15 protein-coding genes are annotated in these 16,750 nt (G+C 65.5%); 4 read left to right on the top strand and 11 right to left on the bottom strand.

Annotated features, from left to right (window positions below; all coding sequences use genetic code 11):
• Nucleotides 1–5: 5 nt before the first annotated feature.
• The 3 genes from GTH22_RS11225 to GTH22_RS11215 all read right to left on the bottom strand — a co-directional run bounded on the left by GTH22_RS11225 (nucleotide 6) and on the right by GTH22_RS11215 (nucleotide 3,471).
• Nucleotides 6–1,526 carry a sugar ABC transporter ATP-binding protein gene (locus tag GTH22_RS11225; RefSeq protein ID WP_371928342.1) on the bottom strand — a complete coding sequence of 507 codons (1,521 nt, stop codon included), beginning with the start codon at nucleotides 1,524–1,526 and terminating at the stop codon, nucleotides 6–8.
• Nucleotides 1,527–1,623: 97 nt separating this feature from the next.
• Nucleotides 1,624–2,595, bottom strand: a complete 972-nt coding sequence (gene rhaS, locus GTH22_RS11220) for a rhamnose ABC transporter substrate-binding protein (RefSeq protein WP_252947626.1) — start codon at nucleotides 2,593–2,595, stop codon at nucleotides 1,624–1,626.
• A 69-nt stretch (nucleotides 2,596–2,664) separates the two neighbouring features.
• Nucleotides 2,665–3,471, bottom strand: a complete 807-nt coding sequence (locus tag GTH22_RS11215) for a DeoR/GlpR family DNA-binding transcription regulator (RefSeq protein ID WP_252945294.1) — start codon at nucleotides 3,469–3,471, stop codon at nucleotides 2,665–2,667.
• Nucleotides 3,472–3,660: 189 nt separating this feature from the next.
• Here GTH22_RS11215 and GTH22_RS11210 point away from each other — a divergent pair, with 189 nt between their 5' ends.
• Both GTH22_RS11210 and GTH22_RS11205 read left to right on the top strand, forming a co-directional pair.
• On the top strand, nucleotides 3,661–5,763 hold the full coding sequence (locus tag GTH22_RS11210) for a bifunctional rhamnulose-1-phosphate aldolase/short-chain dehydrogenase (protein WP_252945292.1): 2,103 nt from the start codon (nucleotides 3,661–3,663) through the stop codon (nucleotides 5,761–5,763).
• A gap of 23 nt (nucleotides 5,764–5,786) precedes the next feature.
• Nucleotides 5,787–7,025: an L-rhamnose isomerase gene (locus GTH22_RS11205; RefSeq protein ID WP_252945290.1), complete on the top strand. Its 1,239-nt coding sequence runs from the start codon at nucleotides 5,787–5,789 to the stop codon at nucleotides 7,023–7,025.
• 44 nt (nucleotides 7,026–7,069) lie between these two features.
• On the opposite strand, the gene GTH22_RS11200 is transcribed toward GTH22_RS11205, so the two are convergent.
• Genes GTH22_RS11200 through uraD form a run of 6 tightly spaced genes read right to left on the bottom strand, consistent with a single transcriptional unit; the run spans nucleotide 7,070 to nucleotide 12,584 of the window.
• Entirely contained in the window at nucleotides 7,070–7,972 is a 903-nt protein-coding gene (locus GTH22_RS11200) for a BMP family ABC transporter substrate-binding protein (protein ID WP_252945289.1), read from the bottom strand.
• The gene (locus tag GTH22_RS11195) at nucleotides 7,972–8,985 is read right to left on the bottom strand and encodes an ABC transporter substrate-binding protein (RefSeq protein ID WP_252945287.1); all 1,014 of its coding nucleotides are present in this window, start codon (nucleotides 8,983–8,985) and stop codon (nucleotides 7,972–7,974) included. Before GTH22_RS11195 ends, GTH22_RS11200 begins: the two co-directional genes overlap by 1 nt.
• Before the next feature lies 1 nt (nucleotide 8,986).
• Nucleotides 8,987–9,955, bottom strand: a complete 969-nt coding sequence (locus GTH22_RS11190; protein ID WP_252945286.1) for a tripartite tricarboxylate transporter substrate binding protein — start codon at nucleotides 9,953–9,955, stop codon at nucleotides 8,987–8,989.
• Nucleotides 9,956–9,993: 38 nt separating this feature from the next.
• Nucleotides 9,994–11,508, bottom strand: a complete 1,515-nt coding sequence (locus GTH22_RS11185) for a tripartite tricarboxylate transporter permease (RefSeq protein ID WP_252945285.1) — start codon at nucleotides 11,506–11,508, stop codon at nucleotides 9,994–9,996.
• Between the two features lie 3 nt (nucleotides 11,509–11,511).
• Nucleotides 11,512–12,000: a tripartite tricarboxylate transporter TctB family protein gene (locus GTH22_RS11180; RefSeq protein ID WP_252945283.1), complete on the bottom strand. Its 489-nt coding sequence runs from the start codon at nucleotides 11,998–12,000 to the stop codon at nucleotides 11,512–11,514.
• The gene (gene uraD / locus GTH22_RS11175; RefSeq protein WP_252945282.1) at nucleotides 11,997–12,584 is read right to left on the bottom strand and encodes a 2-oxo-4-hydroxy-4-carboxy-5-ureidoimidazoline decarboxylase; all 588 of its coding nucleotides are present in this window, start codon (nucleotides 12,582–12,584) and stop codon (nucleotides 11,997–11,999) included. The genes GTH22_RS11180 and uraD overlap by 4 nt, the downstream gene beginning before the upstream one ends.
• A gap of 111 nt (nucleotides 12,585–12,695) precedes the next feature.
• Here uraD and GTH22_RS11170 point away from each other — a divergent pair, with 111 nt between their 5' ends.
• Nucleotides 12,696–13,616 carry a LysR family transcriptional regulator gene (locus GTH22_RS11170; protein ID WP_252945279.1) on the top strand — a complete coding sequence of 307 codons (921 nt, stop codon included), beginning with the start codon at nucleotides 12,696–12,698 and terminating at the stop codon, nucleotides 13,614–13,616.
• Between the two features lie 54 nt (nucleotides 13,617–13,670).
• Here GTH22_RS11170 and GTH22_RS11165 read toward each other — a convergent pair whose 3' ends face one another.
• Both GTH22_RS11165 and GTH22_RS11160 read right to left on the bottom strand, forming a co-directional pair.
• On the bottom strand, nucleotides 13,671–14,405 hold the full coding sequence (locus GTH22_RS11165; protein ID WP_252945278.1) for a FadR/GntR family transcriptional regulator: 735 nt from the start codon (nucleotides 14,403–14,405) through the stop codon (nucleotides 13,671–13,673).
• A complete protein-coding gene (locus GTH22_RS11160) occupies nucleotides 14,392–15,552 on the bottom strand; it encodes a mandelate racemase/muconate lactonizing enzyme family protein (protein WP_252945276.1) in 1,161 nt (386 codons plus the stop codon). The genes GTH22_RS11165 and GTH22_RS11160 overlap by 14 nt, the downstream gene beginning before the upstream one ends.
• Nucleotides 15,553–15,696: 144 nt before the next feature.
• Between GTH22_RS11160 and GTH22_RS11155 the strand changes: the two genes are divergently transcribed.
• Nucleotides 15,697–16,710, top strand: coding sequence for a TRAP transporter substrate-binding protein (locus tag GTH22_RS11155; RefSeq protein WP_252945275.1), 1,014 nt, complete (start codon nucleotides 15,697–15,699; stop codon nucleotides 16,708–16,710).
• Nucleotides 16,711–16,750 lie beyond the last annotated feature (40 nt).

Genomic DNA, 16,750 nt, shown 5'->3' with positions numbered 1-16,750 from the left:
CGTCCTCAAATCCCCGCCGCGTGGCGGACAAGCGTTTCGGGGGTCAGGTCATCGCCGGCCAGCTCCGCCACCATCCGGCCTTCGCGCATCACGAGGACGCGGTCGGACATTCCGAGGATCTCGGGTATCTCGGAGCTGACCATGATGACGGCCAGCCCTTCGGCAGCCAGCTCGGCCATGAATTCGTGCACCGCGGCCTTGGAGCCGATGTCGATGCCCTTGGTCGGCTCGTCGAGAATGATGACCTTGGGCTGCGTGGCCAGCCACTTGGCGATCACCACCTTCTGCTGGTTGCCGCCCGAGAGGTTGCCGACATCGGTATCGAGCGAAGCGGCGCGCAGGTCGAGCCGGTCGGTGTATTCGCGGGCCAGCTTAAACTCTTCGGCAAGTTGCAGGAACCCGCGGCGCGAGGTGCGCCCGATCGAGGGCAGGGTGACGTTCTGGAAGATCGGCAAGGCGGTGATCGCGCCCTGCTTGCCGCGGTCTTCGGGCACGTAGACGATGCCCTGCGCGATGGCCTCGGCGGGCGAGCGGATCACGGTGAGGCGCCCTTCAACCTTCGTCACGCCCTTCGAGGGGCGGGTGATGCCGAAGAGCGCCTGCATGAACTCCGAGCGCCCGGCACCCACCAGCCCGTAAAAGCCAAGAATTTCGCCGCGTTTCAGCGAAAAGCCGATGTCGTCGAACTCGGTCGGGTGGCAGTAGCCCACCACCTGAAGCACCTCCGCGCCCGGGGCGCTCCGCCGGTCGGGGAAGACCTGGCTCACGTCGCGGCCCACCATCATCTTCACCAGCGCCGCCTCGTCGATCTCCGAGATCAGCCCGTCACCGATGAACTGACCGTCGCGGAACACGGTGTAGCGGTCGGCGATGCGGAAGATCTCGTCGAACTTGTGGCTGATGAAGAGGATTGCCTTGCCCTGCGCCTTCAGCTTCTCGACCAGCTCGTACAGCTCCTCGATCTCCTTGTGCGAGAGCGCGGCGGTCGGTTCGTCCATGATGACGACACGGGCATCGACCGAGAGCGCGCGGGCGATGGCGACGAGGTGCTTGTTGGCGATCCCGAGGTCGCGCAGCTTGTGGGCGGGGTCGATCTCGGCGCCGATGCCGCGCAGGATCTCGGTGGCGCGGGCTTCCATGGTGGCCCAGTCGATGAGGCCGAAGCGCCCGCGCGGCGCGTGCCCCAGAAAGATGTTCTCGGCAACCGAGAGCTCATCGAACAGCACGGTTTCTTGGTGGATCGCGGTGATCCCGGCCTTCGCGGCGTCCTGCGCCGTCGCAAATCGGGTGGGCACGCCATCGACGAGGATCTGGCCGTCGTCGGGTTGGTAGATGCCGGTCAGGGTCTTGACCACGGTGGATTTGCCGGCGCCGTTTTCGCCGATCAGCGCCGTCACCTGGCCTGGGTAGAGCCGGAGCGAAACGCCATCCAGCGCCTTGACGCCCGGAAATGTCTTGGTGATGCCGTCGAGGGCCATGGCCGGCTGCGCCGCCGCCGGGGCGGGAGACTCGGCTTCAGTCTGCATCAGCATGTGATCAGCCCTCTACGGTTTCAGGAAAGTCTGGTGGGTGGCCGGGAGGACAGTGCCCCCCGGCCCATCGGCGCGCCGAAGCGCGGCGGGATCAGAAGATCGACTTGAACTCGTCGATGTTCGAGCTGTCGTAGACGAAGGGATCTGCCATGGCGGCGGAGTTCGTCTCGTCCAGCGTGATGGTGCCCATGCGCCCGATGGAGATTTCGGCGCCGGGCTCTGCTGTTGCCTCTTCGGAGGCCAGGGCATGGGCGATCATCGCTGCCGAATAGCCGAGGTCGATCGGGTTCCAGATGGCGAAGCTCTTGGAGGCACCGCTTTCGATGGCACCGGCCATTTCGGACGGCAGGCCGAGGCCGGTCACGTTGACCTGCCCGATCTTGCCCGCATCCTCGACCGCCTGCGCGGCGGCCACGATGCCCACCGAAGTCGGCGCGATGATGGCGTCGAGATCGGGATAGGACTGCATGAGGCCCTGAGCTTCGCGATAGGACTTGTCGGCCAGATCGTCGCCATAGACGGTCGAGACCACTTCGATGCCGGGATAGTCGCCCATCACCTTGGTCATCTCCTCGATCCAGATGTTCTGGTTGGTCGAGGTGGTGGTGGCCGACAGCAGGGCAACCTGGCCGCCGTCGGGCAGCTGATCGGCTGCCAGCTTGATGATCATGTTGCCGATCAGCGCGTTGGACGAGGGGTTGAGGTGCATCTGGCGGCCTTCTTCGGCCACGCCGGAATCCCACGAGATCACGGTGATTCCGCGCTGCATCGCTTTCTTCAGGGTTGGCACCAGCGCGTCGGTGTCATTGGAGGACACGGCAATCGCGTCGACACCCTGGGCGATCAGCGAGTTGATGACCTCGATTTGGCCTTCGGCGGTGGTATCGGTCGGGCCGGTGTAGATGATCTCCACATTGCCCAGCTCGGCGGCAGCCTCCTCGGCACCCTTGTGAGCGGCCTCGAAAAAGCCGATGCCCAGGGCCTTGACCACAAGCGCGATGCGCATGTTGTCCTGCGCCATGGCCGAGGTGCCCATGAGCGATGCGCCGAGGGTAAGGCCCATGGCAAGTTTGGTGAAATGACGTCGTTTCATTTAGGTTTCCTCCCTTGAAAAACGAAATGTGAGGCCGGTCTATGAGGCCGCTTCTTCCGCGTTCTGCGCCGCGCCCGATTGCGCGACGATCAGCTTTACGTCGGCTGCCTCCAGCATGGCGGCGGCCTTGTCGGTGATGCCCTCGTCGGTGATCACCGTGTCGATTCGGGCCAGCGGGCAGAGCACCAGGCTGGAGCGGTTCTCGAACTTCGTGCTGTCGACCAGAACCACCAGCTCGTCGGCCTGACCGATCAGCTTCTGTTCGGCCTGGATCAGCAGCGGGTCGGCCTCCATCAGCCCGATGGGGCCCAGCCCCTGGGCGCCCATGAACATGCGGCGCGCGTAGAAGTTGCGGGTCACGTCATTGTCGAATGGGCTGAGGATGATGTTCTGCTCGCGATAGATCGCCCCGCCGGAGAGCATGATGGTGTTCTTGGAGTGCTTCAGCAGGTGCTCGGCGATGGGAAAGCTGTTGGTGAAGATCTGGCAGCGGCGCGAGGCCAGCGGATGCACCATCTGGAAGGTCGTCGTGCCGCCGTTGATGATGATCGAGTCGCCATCGTCGCAGAGGTCGGCCGCGGCGCGGGCGATGGCCTGCTTTTGCCCGCCCTGCATGGTCTGGTTGACGGAAAACGGCCGCCCTGCGAGGCCGACGAACTGCGGCGGGCTGATCGCCTCGGCCCCGCCCCGCACCCGGCGCAGCTTTTTCTGCATGTGCAGCGCGGCGACATCGCGGCGGATCGTGGCTTCGGACGCTTCGGTCAGATTGCACAGGTCTGCCACCGTCACCATCGGGCGATCCTGGACAGCGGAAAGAATGATCCTGTGGCGTTCTGTTTCGTGCATGACGTCCTCCCTTGGCTCGCAACCATCAGCGAATCGATGGCTTCTGTCAATCATAAACAATCAATTTCACTCATACTGCGGTGCAGAATGATTGATAATGATTGAAGTTGATTGACAGAAGGGGGCCAAAGCCGCAGTCTCCGCCCCAAGCCGTTATGCAGGGCGCGGGGCGCCCAAAGGGAGGATGCCATGCTGAAAACCGTTGAATCTCAGCTTCTTGAGAACCGTTGGGACGAGAGCGAGGCCGCCGGAAAGAGCGAATCGGAGTTGTTGCTCTATCGCTCCAACATTCTGGGGGCCGACAAGCGCGTGACGAACTATGGCGGCGGCAATACCTCGGCCAAGGTGATAGAGACGGACCCGCTCACCGGCGGGGAGGTCGAGGTTCTTTGGGTCAAGGGCTCGGGCGGGGATATCGGCTCGATTGAGATGGACGGTTTCGCCACGCTCTACATGGAGAAGCTGGAGGCGCTGAAGGGGCTCTATCGCGGTGTGGAGTTCGAAGACGAGATGGTCGGCTACCTGCCGCATTGCACCTTCCGGCTGAACCCCCGCGCCGCCTCGATCGATACGCCGCTGCACGCCTACGTGCCGCGCAGGCATGTCGACCACGTGCACGCCGATGCGATCATCGCCATTGCGGCCTCGAGAAACTCGAAGGAGCTGACGCAGGAGATCTTCGGCGACAGGATCGGCTGGCTGCCGTGGAAGAAGCCGGGCTACGAGCTGGGGCTTTGGCTTGGCAAGTTCTGCGCGGAAAACCCGGAGGCCGATGGCGTCGTGCTCGAAAGCCACGGGCTCTTCACATGGGGTGACACCGCGAAGGCCTGCTATGACAAGACCATCGAGGTGATCAACACGGCTACCCAGTGGCTGGCCGCGAAAACCGAGGGCGTCGCGGCATTCGGCGGTGCCAAGCATCAGAGCCTGCCCGAAGCCGAGCGCCGCGCCACCGTTGCCCGGCTGATGCCCGCCATTCGCGGCTTCGTTTCCGGTAACCAGCACATGGTCGGCCATTTCAACGACAGCGACGCCGTGCTCGAATTCGTCAACGCGCAGAACATGGAGCCGCTGGCTGCGCTTGGCACCTCCTGCCCCGACCATTTCCTGCGCACCAAGATCCGCCCTCTGGTGGTGAACTTCGACCCCGCGAAAGGCAATCTCGACGAGGTTCTGCAGGGCCTGCCGGCGCAGATCGAGGCCTACCGCGAGGACTACAAAGCCTATTACGAGCGCTGCAAACACGACGACAGCCCGGCGCTGCGTGATCCCAACGCGGTGGTCTATCTCGTGCCGGGCGTCGGCATGATCACATTCGCCAAGGACAAGGCGACGGCGCGGATTTCCGGGGAATTCTACGTCAACGCGATCAACGTGATGCGCGGTGCGTCCTCAGTGTCCGAATACGTCGGCCTGCCCGAGCAGGAGGCCTTCGACATCGAGTACTGGCTGCTCGAAGAGGCCAAGTTGCAGCGGATGCCCAAGCCAAAATCGATGGCGGGGCGGGTGGCCCTGGTCACTGGCGGAGCCGGGGGCATCGGCGCGGCGACGGCAGAACGCTACCTGCGCGAAGGGGCCTGCGTCATGCTGGCCGACATCAATGACGAGGCGCTGGCCTCGACCCTGGGCAACCTCAGCCAGCGATACGGGCGCGACGTGGTGCGCACCGTCAACATGAACGTCACCGACGAAACAGCCGTGGCGCGCGCCTACGACGAGGTTGCGGTGGAGTTCGGCGGCATCGACATTCTGGTCTCCAACGCCGGGATCGCCTCTTCGGCGCCCATCGAGGAGACCTCGCTGGCGCTCTGGAACAAGAACATGGACATTCTCTCCACCGGCTATTTCCTCGTCAGCCGTGCGGCCTTCAAGGTGATGCGGGTGCAGGACATGGGCGGCGCGATTGTCTTCGTCGCTTCCAAGAACGGCCTCGCCGCCAGCCCCAATGCCGCGGCCTATTGCACCGCGAAAGCGGCAGAGATTCACCTCGCTCGCTGTCTTGCGCTGGAGGGGGCGGAGGCCGGTATCCGTGTCAACGTGGTCAATCCCGACGCGGTGCTGCGCGGCTCGAAGATCTGGGAGGGCGACTGGCTGGAGCAGCGCGCCGGCACCTATGGCACCGACAAGGAGGGGCTGGAGGAGATGTATCGCCAGCGCTCGCTGCTGAAACGCTCGGTTCTGCCCGAGGACATTGCCGAGGCCGCCTTTTTCCTGGCTTCGGACCTCTCGGCCAAATCGACCGGAAACATCCTCAATGTGGATGCGGGCAACGTTCAGGCGTTCACCCGCTGAGCGCGGGTTTGGGAGGAAAGACAATGAGCACCTATGACAGCGCCAAGGCGCAGTTTGCCGATTGGGGCATCGACACCGAGGCCGCGCTCGAGCGGCTCAAGACTATTCCGATCTCGATGCATTGCTGGCAGGGCGATGACGTGGTGGGGTTTGAAAAGCGCACCGGCACCTCCGGCGGCGGCATTCAGGCCACCGGCAACTATCCGGGCCGCGCCCGCAACCCCGATGAGCTGCGCGCGGATCTGGAGTTTGCCTATTCGATGATCCCCGGCTCGCACCGGCTGAATCTGCACGCCATGTATCTCGACACCGACGAAACGCCCGACCGCGACGAGATCGAGTACGCACACTTTGCGCCTTGGGTCGATTGGGCCAAGGCGCAGGGCATCGGGCTGGATTTCAACCCGACCTTCTTTGCGCACGAAAAGGCTGACGACAATCTGACCCTTTCGCATCCCGTCAAGGCGATCCGCGACTTCTGGATCGAGCACGGGAAACGCACGCGCGAGATCGCCGCGAGGATGGGCGAAGAGCTGGGGAGTGCCTGCATCAACAACATCTGGGTGCCGGACGGCTACAAGGATGTGCCCGTCGACCGCATGGCGGCGCGGAAGCGTCTGCAGGCTGCGCTGGACGAGATGCTGGCGCCGGCGCACGACAGGGCGCTGCTGCTGGACGCGGTCGAAAGCAAGCTTTTCGGCATTGGCGTCGAGTCCTGCACGGTGGGCAGCCACGAGTTCTACATGGGCTATGCGATCCGCAAGGGCACGCTGCTCTGCCTCGACATGGGCCATTTCCACCCGACCGAGAACATCGCCGACAAGCTGTCGGCCTGCGCCCTGTCGCTCGACGAGATCCTCCTTCATGTCAGCCGCCCGATGCGCTGGGACAGCGACCATGTGATCCTGCTGAACGACGACATTCAGGCGATGGCCAACGAGCTGGTGAGCGGCGAGATGCTGGGGCGCACCCACATCGGGCTGGATTTCTTTGACGCCACGATCAGCCGCACTGCGGCCTGGGCGATCGGCACACGCAACATGCAGAAGGCTCTGCTGCGCGCCCTGCTGCTGCCGCTGGAGCGGCTTCGGAAGGCGGAGGAGAGCCTCGATTTCTCCACCCGCTTCATGCTGACGGAGGAGTTCAAGGATCTGCCCTTCGGGGCGGTCTGGGCCGAGTTCTGCGCACGGGCCGAGGTGCCGGCGGGAACGGCGCTGATCGACAGGCTCGACGCCTACCAGGCCTCGGTTGCCGGTCGCTGAGGTTCGGCCTGTGGCGCCGAGGCTGACGCAGGGCGGCGCCCGTGTCAGGGGCTGAATTCGGGGCCGTCGTAGGTCGTGGGCACAGGAAGGGCCTTGGTGGCGACCGCACTGGCGATCTGTGCGATGTCTTCGGTGATATCGGACGGCAAGCCCGGGTCCATGCTGAGGGCAACGGCGCTTTGCGTCAGGCCGAGGGTCTGCACATGCTCGGGAAGCTGGGCGGAGAGGATATCGGCCGCGGCGCGTTCGACGGCGAGGTCGATGCGGGCGATGGCGGAGCCGAGGAAGACCTGCGGGTCCGAGGCGCACCAGTCGAGCACGTTGCCGATCTGGCGGGTGCCCTTGGCGCGGCAGGCTTCTATCGCGCCCTGACGGGCGGCGTTCAGCATGGTGAAGGTGATGTCGGCCCCGGCGGCGATCTGGGCCTCGGCCCAGGCGCGGGTGACGGTGCTGTCGTCCTGCGTACCGCAAAAGCCGGTGAGCACGCGGGTCTCCGGCGCGATGTGGCGCACCCCGGCGCAGAAGGCGGCGCGTCCCTTGAGGCCGGGGCTGACGCGGTGGCCCGAGAGATGAGCCACCGTGCCGCTGCGGGTCATCCGACCGGCAAGGCAGCCGGCAAGAAAGGCGGAATGCTCTTGCAACACCTCGTAGCTGGCAAGATTGGCGCCCGTGACCTCGCCCTGCACCACGGCGAACGCCTTGGCGGGGTGGGCGGCGGCAACCTCGCGCACCACCTTGTTGCCCTGCCCGCCGATGAAGATCACCGCGTCATTGCGGGCGGCGGCCCCGGTGAGGGCGTTGGCCATGGCCTGCGGCTCGAAGGGCACGCCGCCGAGGATCTCCACCTGCATCTCGGGCAGCGCCGCGACCCGCTCGGCCCCTTGCAGGGCGCAGGCGTTGAAGCCCGCGTCCTGCAACTCTCCAACGAAGAAAACGCAGAGCTTCATCATGCCCCCGGCGTGGCGGCGGGCATCCGGGCGCGCTCGGCGGCGGGCACGAGGAAGCTGCGGTCAAACACCTCCTCCGGCGCGGGCTGGTGGGCGTAGCCCTTGGCCTGCGCAATGAGGCGGGCGATTTCCCTCAGGCGGGCGTCTTCGACATCGCCAAGGCCAAGGGTCGCCGCCGCGTCGCCCATCTCCAGCGCCAGCGTGCCGATCAGCCGGGCGCGGTTGGCGGCGCGGTCGATGCCGGGGTTGCGGCGGGCGACGGCCTCGATGGCACCGTCGATATCGGCCACGGTATCGGCCAGCCCGCGATTGACCGCCCGGCAAAGCCCGGCGACGGCCTCGGGATGCGCCTCGCGGAACGCCCGCGTCACCATCATCGCCCCGCCGTAGAAGGCCGGGGCCTCGCTGTGCCACGCGAGGTGATGCAGCGACACAGCCGGGTCCACCCCCGCCTCGATGGCCTGCGCGGCAACGGTGTTGACGAAACCGAAAATGCCGTCCCACTCGCCGGCAAGCATCTGCGGCACCATCACCTTGTGGGGGTCTTCCGAGATGGTGATCTCAACGCTCTCCGGGTCGATCCCGGTGGCGCGGCAGAACTCGGGAAACAGCAGCCATGCGGCATCCTGCGGGTGCGAGACGAGCCGGGCGCCTGGCAGGTCGGCGGCGCTCTTGATCCGCCCGCCTGCATCGACCGCAATGGTATAGGGCGGGCGGTTGTGAATCGCCATGACGGCCACCGGCGTATCCGCGCGCCCCTCGGCCTGCATCCGCACCAGCTCGTTGAGGTCGCCATAACCAACGTCATAATCGCCGCTGGTCATGGTGGTAACGGCGCGGGCCAGCGAGCTGCCCTCGGTAAAGGTCACCTCCAGCCCTTCCTCGCGGAAATAGCCGTTGTCATCGGCCAGAAAGAACCAGGCCTGCGGGCCGGAATAGAAGGTGTTGAGGATGAAGCGCACGGGCAAAAGCCCTCCCCGTGCGGTCACATCGGCTGCGGCGAGCGTCGTCATCTCAGCCCCCGTTCACCTTGGCGGCCTCGATCAGCGGGCGCCAGACCTCGATGGTTTTGGCCACGAAGCCGTTGAACTCCTCGGTGGTCATCTCGGTATGGGCAATGCCCCACTGGTCCATCTGCTCGATGACGGCGGGGATCGCCATGATTTCCTCCACCGAGTCGTGGATGGTCTGCACCATCTCCGGGTCCATGCCCGCCGGGCCGGAAAGTCCGGTCCAGTTCTCGATCACCACGTCATAGCCGAGTTCGCGAAAGGTCGGGATCTCGGGAAAGCGCTTGGACCGCTCAGGCGAGGCAACGGCAAGCGCCACCACTTCGCCGTCTTCGATCATCGAAGAGTTCTGCGCCATCGAGTCGTAGAAGGCTTCGAGCACCCCGGCGCGGAAGTCCTGAATGGCGGGCGCGCTGCCCTGATAGGGCACATGGATGGTTTCGATCTCCAGCGCGGTATCCACCGCCTGCCCGAGGATATGGGTGATCGAGCCCACGCCCGAGGAGCCGTAGGTGATGCCATCACCCTTGGCCATGGCGATGAAGCCGTCGAGATCGGTGATCTCCAGCGCGGGCTGCACGAAGAGGCCGGGGGTGGAGGCGCCGAGGTTGGCAATATGGGTGAACCCGTCAACTGGATCGTAGGGCAGGCTATCAAACTGGGTCGGCGCGATGGTGAAGGGGGCGTTGTTGGCCAGGATCAGCGTGGTGCCATCGGCGGGCTGCTGGGCCACGTAATCGGCGGCCACGGTGCCGCCCGCGCCGGGGCGATTGTCGACCACGGCCTTCTGTCCGTATTCGCTTTCGAGATACTGCGCGAGGATGCGGGCAACCAGATCGCTGGTGCCGCCGGGCGGGAAGGTGACAACGATGCGCACCGGCTCGTCGGACCATTTTCCGGGCTCGGCGCAGGCCGCAGAGCCGAGGATGGTGGCGGCGGTGAGCATAAGGAGGGCGGAGGTTTTCATGGGCATTCGGCCTTTCTGTGGAAGCTGGGAAGGGGTTGGAAAGATCATTCGGCAGAGCGCATCGCGCCCCGGCTGCGCCGCCGCGCCTTCAGCGCGGAAGCAAAGGTGTAAACCAGCAGCCCGATGGTGACGGCGATCAGGATGCCGCTGATCGGGCGGGTGACGAATACCGTCGGATCGCCGCGCGAGAGCAGCATGGCGCGGCGAAGCTGCTCTTCCATCATCGGGCCGAGTACGAAGCCGATCAGCAGCGGCGCGGGCTCGAAACGGAACAGGCGCATGAGGTATCCGGCCCAGCCGAAAACGAGGGTCAGCCAGATATCGAAGACATTGTTGTTGACCGAATAGACGCCCATGCAGATCAGCACGATGATCGTCGGATACATGTATTTGTAGGGGATTTGCAGCAGCCGCACCCAGAGGCCGATCATCGGGATGTTCAGCACCAGCAGCAGCACGTTGCCGATCAGGAAGCTGGCGACGAGGCCCCAGAACAGGTCGGCATGTTCCACCAGAAGGCGGGGGCCGGGGGTGATGCCGTGGATCATCAGCGCGCCGATTACCAGCGCCATCGAGGCAGAGCCGGGCACGCCGAGGGTGAGCGTGGGGATAAAGGCCGTCTGCGTGGCCGAGTTGTTGGCCGATTCCGGCACCGCCACGCCTTCGATCGCGCCCTTGCCAAAGCGGGCGGCGCTCCGCGACACCTTCTTTTCAACCGCATAGGCCACGGCGGAGGCAACGGTTTGCCCGGTGCCGGGAAGCGCGCCGAAGAAGCTGCCGATGCCGCCACCGCGCAGGATCGGGGCAAACATCGCCTTCCATTCGGCGCGGCTGGGGTAGAACTGCTTGTAGTCGATCTTGTTCTGATGGGCGCCGGTGGCATTGGCCTTGATCGACACGATCAGCTCGCCCACCCCAAAGAGGCCCATGGCGACGATCACAAGGGAAACCCCGTCGCGCAGCTCGGGCACGCCCATGGTGAAACGCTCGGCGCCGGTGGTGATGTCCACGCCCACCGTGCCCAGCATCAGCCCGGCCACCACCATGGCCACCCCTTTGACGGGGCTGCCGTTGGACACCGCCGAGGCCGCGACGAGGCCCAGCAGGATCACGGCGAAATACTCGGTCGGCCCGAAATTCAGCGCCAGCGACGCCAGTGCCGGGGCCAGCACCGCCATCACCACCATGCCGATCATCCCGCCTCCAAAGCTGGCGATGGCGCTGGCGAAAAGGGCGATCCCGGCGCGCCCGTCGCGCGCCATCGGGTAGCCGTCGATACATGTGATCGACGAGGAAGGCGTGCCGGGAATGTTCATCAGGATCGAGGCAATCGAGCCGCCATATTCGGCCCCGTAGTAGACGCCCGCGATCATCACCAGCGCCGAAGTTGGCTCCAGATAGAAGCTCAGCGGTAGGATCATCGAGATCGCCGCCATCGACCCGATCCCGGGCAGTACCCCGATGAAGGTGCCGAGGAACACCCCGATGAAGCAGTAGAGCAGGTTCTGCGGTTGCAGCGCAACGAGCAGCCCGTCACCGAAATTGGCAAGGATATCCATAGGTCAGACCCCCTTGAAGGCTTGGAACGGCAGGTCGAGCAACCCGATGAACAGGCCCCAGCAGCCCAGGGCGATGATGACCCCGAGCAGCAGCTTGCCGGTGAACTTCAGGCTCGGGTCGGGCAGGCTGGCCACCACGGTGGCGATGAAGACCGCAGGCACCAGCCCGAGGCGCTCGGAGATCACCGCAAAGACGGCCAGCGCCGCGCCGATGGCGAAAAACGAAATCCAGTCGGGCCGCTCGGCATCCGAGGTGTCGCGCAGGTCCAGCACGATGATGGCGATGGCAAGCGCCGCCAGCGCAATGCCGGTGAGAACCGGAAAGGCCCCGGTGCCAAGGCGGCGGGGCGAGCCGATGCCAAGATCGAAGCCGCCGAGGATGAAGACGATACTGAGCGCGAGCAGGCCGACGCCCCCAAGCGCGCCGAGCCAGGCATGGGGCGGATGCGCGGCATCTTCCGAGCGGCGCAGGCGGAGAAGCAGCTCTCTCATTGCAGTCCCTTTCCGGGTTGGGTGAGGCGCGCCGACGACCGATAGGGCTCGGGCGATGTGTCGGCGGGCCCGAAAACCCGAACCAAGCGCGACGCCGCGACCGAGACAACTTCCCCCAGCCCCCGGCGCAACTCCCGAGGGGTCTCTTCCGCGATCCTGCTTTCGAATTGGGCAATCACGCTGGCCATGTCCTGATGGCCGTGCAGCGCGATAACGAAGGGAAAGCCGTGGCGGCTGCGATAGGCGGCGTTGAGATCGGCGAGCCGGGTGGCAATGTCGCCCTCAGGCGCGGCCAGCGCGAGGCGGCCCTGCTCCTGCCGGGAGGCGCTGGTCATCGCCTCCGGCTCGGCCGGGGCCAGCTCGGGATGGGCGCAGAGCAGGGTGATCGCCTCCTCGCGCGGCAGGCCGGTGATGGTGGCCGCGATGTGCTTGGCAAGGCTGGCGGTGTCGGAAAAGGGGCGGGCCTTCACGATCCGTTCAGCGAGCCATGGCGAGCGCTCGATCACCCGCTCCATCAGCGCACGCGCCTCCTCGGGGGCGGCCCGGTTAAGCGTGTCGATAGAGGTGTGGTCAGGCTGTGGCATGGGCGCTTTCCGGTGATGTCACGGGAAAGCTAGCGCGAGTCCTGCGTTGCCATCTATTTCAATCGCGGTCAGAGTTCATTCTGAAAATTAGAATGCTCAACGGTCCCGCCCATGCCCCTCCACATCTTCCCCCGTGCGCTGCACTACCTCGAAACCGTCGCCCGGCTCGGCTCGATACAGGCCGCCTCCCGCTCCCTCGGCATTGCCGCCTCGGCCATCGACCGCCAGATCATCGGGCTGGAGCAGGATTGCCAGGTGCCCCTGTTCGAGCGTCACCCGCGCGGGATGCGGCTCACCGCGGCGGGCGAAACCGCGGTGTTGCTGGCCCGGCGCTGGCGCGCCGATGAAGACCGGCTGTCCGACGAGCTGCGGGAAATGCAGGGCAAGCAGCAGGGCACGGTGCGGCTGGCGGCGATGGACAGCCTCTCCAACTCGGTGCTGCCGATGCTGGTGCGCAGGCTGGCCGAGGACCATCCGCGCATCAACCTCTCGATCGACATTCTCACCCCGCAGCAGGCCGCGCAGGAGCTGGATCAGGCCACGGTCGACCTCGCCATCGCCTTCAACCTCACCGCCGATAAAAGCCGCCACGTGCTATGGTCCGCCCCGCTGCCCTTCGGATGCGTCGTCGGCCCGGGCCACAAGCTCTGGGGCGCCACCTCGGTCGCGCTGAAGGATGCCGCGCAAAACCCGATCGTCGCCCAAAGCCACATCCTGCCGGTCCGGGCCTATCTCGAAAGGCGCTACGGCTGGCTGTTCGACCCGGTCAAACCGGCGCTGGTGACCAATTCGCAGCAATTGATGAAACAGGTGCTCCAGCAGGGCAAGCTCATGGCGATCACCTCGCAGATGGATGTGATCGCCGAGCTTTTGTCGGGCGAGCTGAGCTTCGTGCCGATCCACGAGGCGGGGATCAGGCCGCAGAGCCTGAGCATTGTCGTGGACGCCCGCCGCCACCTGTCCCATTCGGCGCGGCTGGTTGGAGAGGTGCTTTCCGAGATTTCGGCCGAGTTGATGGGGCGCTTGCAATAGATCCGGCGGGCCGTGCGGTGGAATTTTCTGGCCGTTCGCCCCGGGGGCTGAGACCTACCGAAACCTGGCTTCGTCGAGGGTTTCCATCACATTCCTGATGTGTGAGCGCATCGCGGATTGGGCGGTTTCGGGGCTGCCGCTGCGCAGGGCGGCGACGATGGCCTCGTGGTCCTCGATCCATTTCAGCCGCATCAGCGGCGTGCGGATGTGGCGCTGGAGGGCCTGCCACATGGGGCCGGTCATCTCTTCCCAGATCCGTTGCAGAAGCTCGAGCAGCACCGGGTTCTGGGTGGCGCGGGCGATTGCAAAGTGGAATTCGCGGTCGCCGTGCTCGGTTTCGGTGGCCATGCGGTGCTCTTCGCGCATCTTCTGCACGAAGGCGTCGATCACGTCGAGGTCTTCGGTGGTCGCCGTGGTGGCTGCAAGGCGGCTGATCTCGGGTTCGAGGGCGAGCCGGGCCTGCAGGATGTCGCTGGGGCTGTTCTGGTCCGGCATGGCGGGGGGCAGGGCGGTCAGCTCGTCGGGAGCCGGCGGGGGCAGGACGAAGACACCGGAGCCGACCTTGATCGTCACGAGGCCGGCGATCTCGAGGGCGAGCAGTGCCTCGCGGACACAGGTGCGCGAGACGCCGTATTCGCGGGCAAGGTCACGCTCTGTGGTGAGCCTATGGCCGGGCTCGAACTCGCCGCTGGCAATGCGGGTTTCGAGGCTGTCGGCGACCTGCCGATAGACCCGAACCGTCTTGATCGTCCGGTTGACCGGAGCCTGTGCCGGGTCAGCTTCGGGCATAGTAGTCGGCCGGGTCGGGTAGAGGAACGACGTCGCCGGGCGCGCCGAGATGGGGCGCCAGTGCTTCGTGATCGAACTCGACGCCAAGGCCAGGAGCATCGGACAGGATAACGCGGCCATTTTCCGGTTTGGCCGCGATATGGGCGATGCCCTGATCCATGAAGCTCCCTCCTTCAATGTTCTCGACGGGGTAACATCCGGGTATGGCTGCAGCAACAATTATTGAGGCCTCCAGCGCCCCGTGCGGGGCGATGGTGAGGTTGGCGCAATTGCCCAGATGGGCGATCTTGAGCCACTCGGTGATGCCGCCGACCTTCAGCACGTTCGGTTGCAGATAATGCACCGCGCCCGAAGAGACATAGCGCCAGAAACTGGAGCGGGTGGAGACCTCTTCGCCGAGCGCGATCGGGGTGGGGGAGACGGCGGCGAGGCGGGCGTGACCCTCGACATCGCTGGGCGACATCGGCTCTTCCATCCAGACCGGGTTGAAGCGGGCGTAGGCGGTGATGCGGCGCAGCGCCTCGCCGGGCTTGAAGCGCTGGTTGGCGTCCAGCATCAGGGGGCGATTGCCGATCACCTTGCGCACGGCGGCGATGCGCGAGAGGTCCTCGTCGAGGTCGGGGCGGCCGACCTTGATCTTGAACAGGCCGTTGCCGGCGTCAAGGAACCGGCGCGTCTGCTCCACGAGGGCGCTCTCGCTGAGGTGCAGGTTTACCGCGCTGGCGTAGACATCGAGGCTTTCGGTGGCGCTGCCGATCAGCTTGCGCACCGGCAGCCCGGCGAGCTTGCCGCGCAGATCCCAGAGCGCGAGGTCGAAGCCGGTGACAGCAAGGGCGGCAATTCCGCCCGGGCCGGGCTGGTGGCTGCGCTTCCAGAGCGCCTGCCAGAGCGCCTCGTGCTCATGCACGTCGCGCCCGATCAGCATCGGCCCGAGATAGCTTTGCGCCAGCGCGGCAATCGCGATGCCGGCATTGCCCATGGTTGAACTCCAGCCGGTGCCGGTGAGCCCGTTTTCGAGCGTGAGCGTGACGAGGATATGCTCGTGATGGGTGATGGCATGAGCCGCCGAGACCCATGGCGCGGGCAGAGGCACCCGGAACACGGAAACCTCGAAAGCTGCGATCCGGGTGGAGGTGTGATGCGCCATGGCCGGGGCCCCTTGCTGTGGTGTCTGCTGTTATGCTGGCTCAGAGGTCCAGTGGTCCAACCAATCTGTTGACACGGGCAATTTTGCCTGTCAAGTCTCTGGCGTCCAACACGGGCAGGACGAGGAAACACGGGAGGATCCGAAATGTTTACATCTGGAAAGTCAGGGCTGACCCGCCGCACCATGCTGAAATCCGGCCTGGCTGGCGCGGCCCTTATCGGCGCGCCGATAATCGCCAGGGCCCAGGCTGCAACCACCCTGCGGGCGGCGCATATTGAATCGACCGACAGCGCGACCCACAAGGGTTATGAGGACTTTGCCGCGCGGGTGGCCGAAGGCACCGGCGGCGCGGTCGAGGTCAAGGTCTTCCCTGCCGGGCAGCTCGGCAACCTGCGCGATCTCTACGAGGGCATCAAGCTCGGCTCCGTCGACATGACCTCCTCCGGCCCCGACTACACCGCCAACATCGCGCCGATCATGGTGACGGCGGCGCTCTATTTCTCCTATCGTGACGAGGCCCATGCAGACTCGCTGCTCGACGGTGCCTTCTCGGCCAAGCTGTCGGAGGCGCTGGCCGCTCAGGCTGGAATGCGCATCCTTGCCTGGGGCGAGCTGGGCTGGCGCTCGGTCTTCAACACGGTGCGGCCAATCGAGACGGCGGCAGATTTTGAGGGACTCAAGCTGCGGGTGCCCGAGGCACAGCTTCACCTTCTGCCGATGGCGGCACTTGGCGCTGCCCCCACGCCGATCCCCTATTCCGACGTCTACACCTCGATGCAGACAGGCGTTGTCGACGGGGCAGAGGGCACACCTGCCGCGGTCACGCAGCAGAAATTCAACGAAGTCTCGAACTACTATTCGCTGACCCGCCACCTCTACAACCCGCTGCACCTGGTGATCGGTGACCGGGCTTTCGGCAACATGTCGGGCGAGCATCAGGAGGCGGTTCAGGCCGCCGCCGTGGCCGCGTTCCAGGCGCAGCGTGCGCAGGCGCGGGCCGACAACGCGGCGGCCCTGAAGGGCCTTGAGGACGGCGGCCTCGCGGTGAACACGCCCGATGTGACCGAGATCCGCGAGATCGTGATTCCGACATGGCAGCCGCTGGTCGAGAACCTCGGCGACGAGGGGCAGGCACTGGTCGACATGCTGCTCGCCTGAGCGCTCTCGACAGCTATCAAAACCGGATCAGCGGTGCGAA

It is taken from the genome of Oceanicola sp. 502str15 (genome assembly GCF_024105635.1).
Taxonomy (GTDB): Bacteria; Pseudomonadota; Alphaproteobacteria; order Rhodobacterales; family Rhodobacteraceae; genus Vannielia.
The sequence above is the reverse complement of the archived record's forward strand: the minus strand, read 5'-3'. Positions and strand labels throughout refer to the sequence as shown.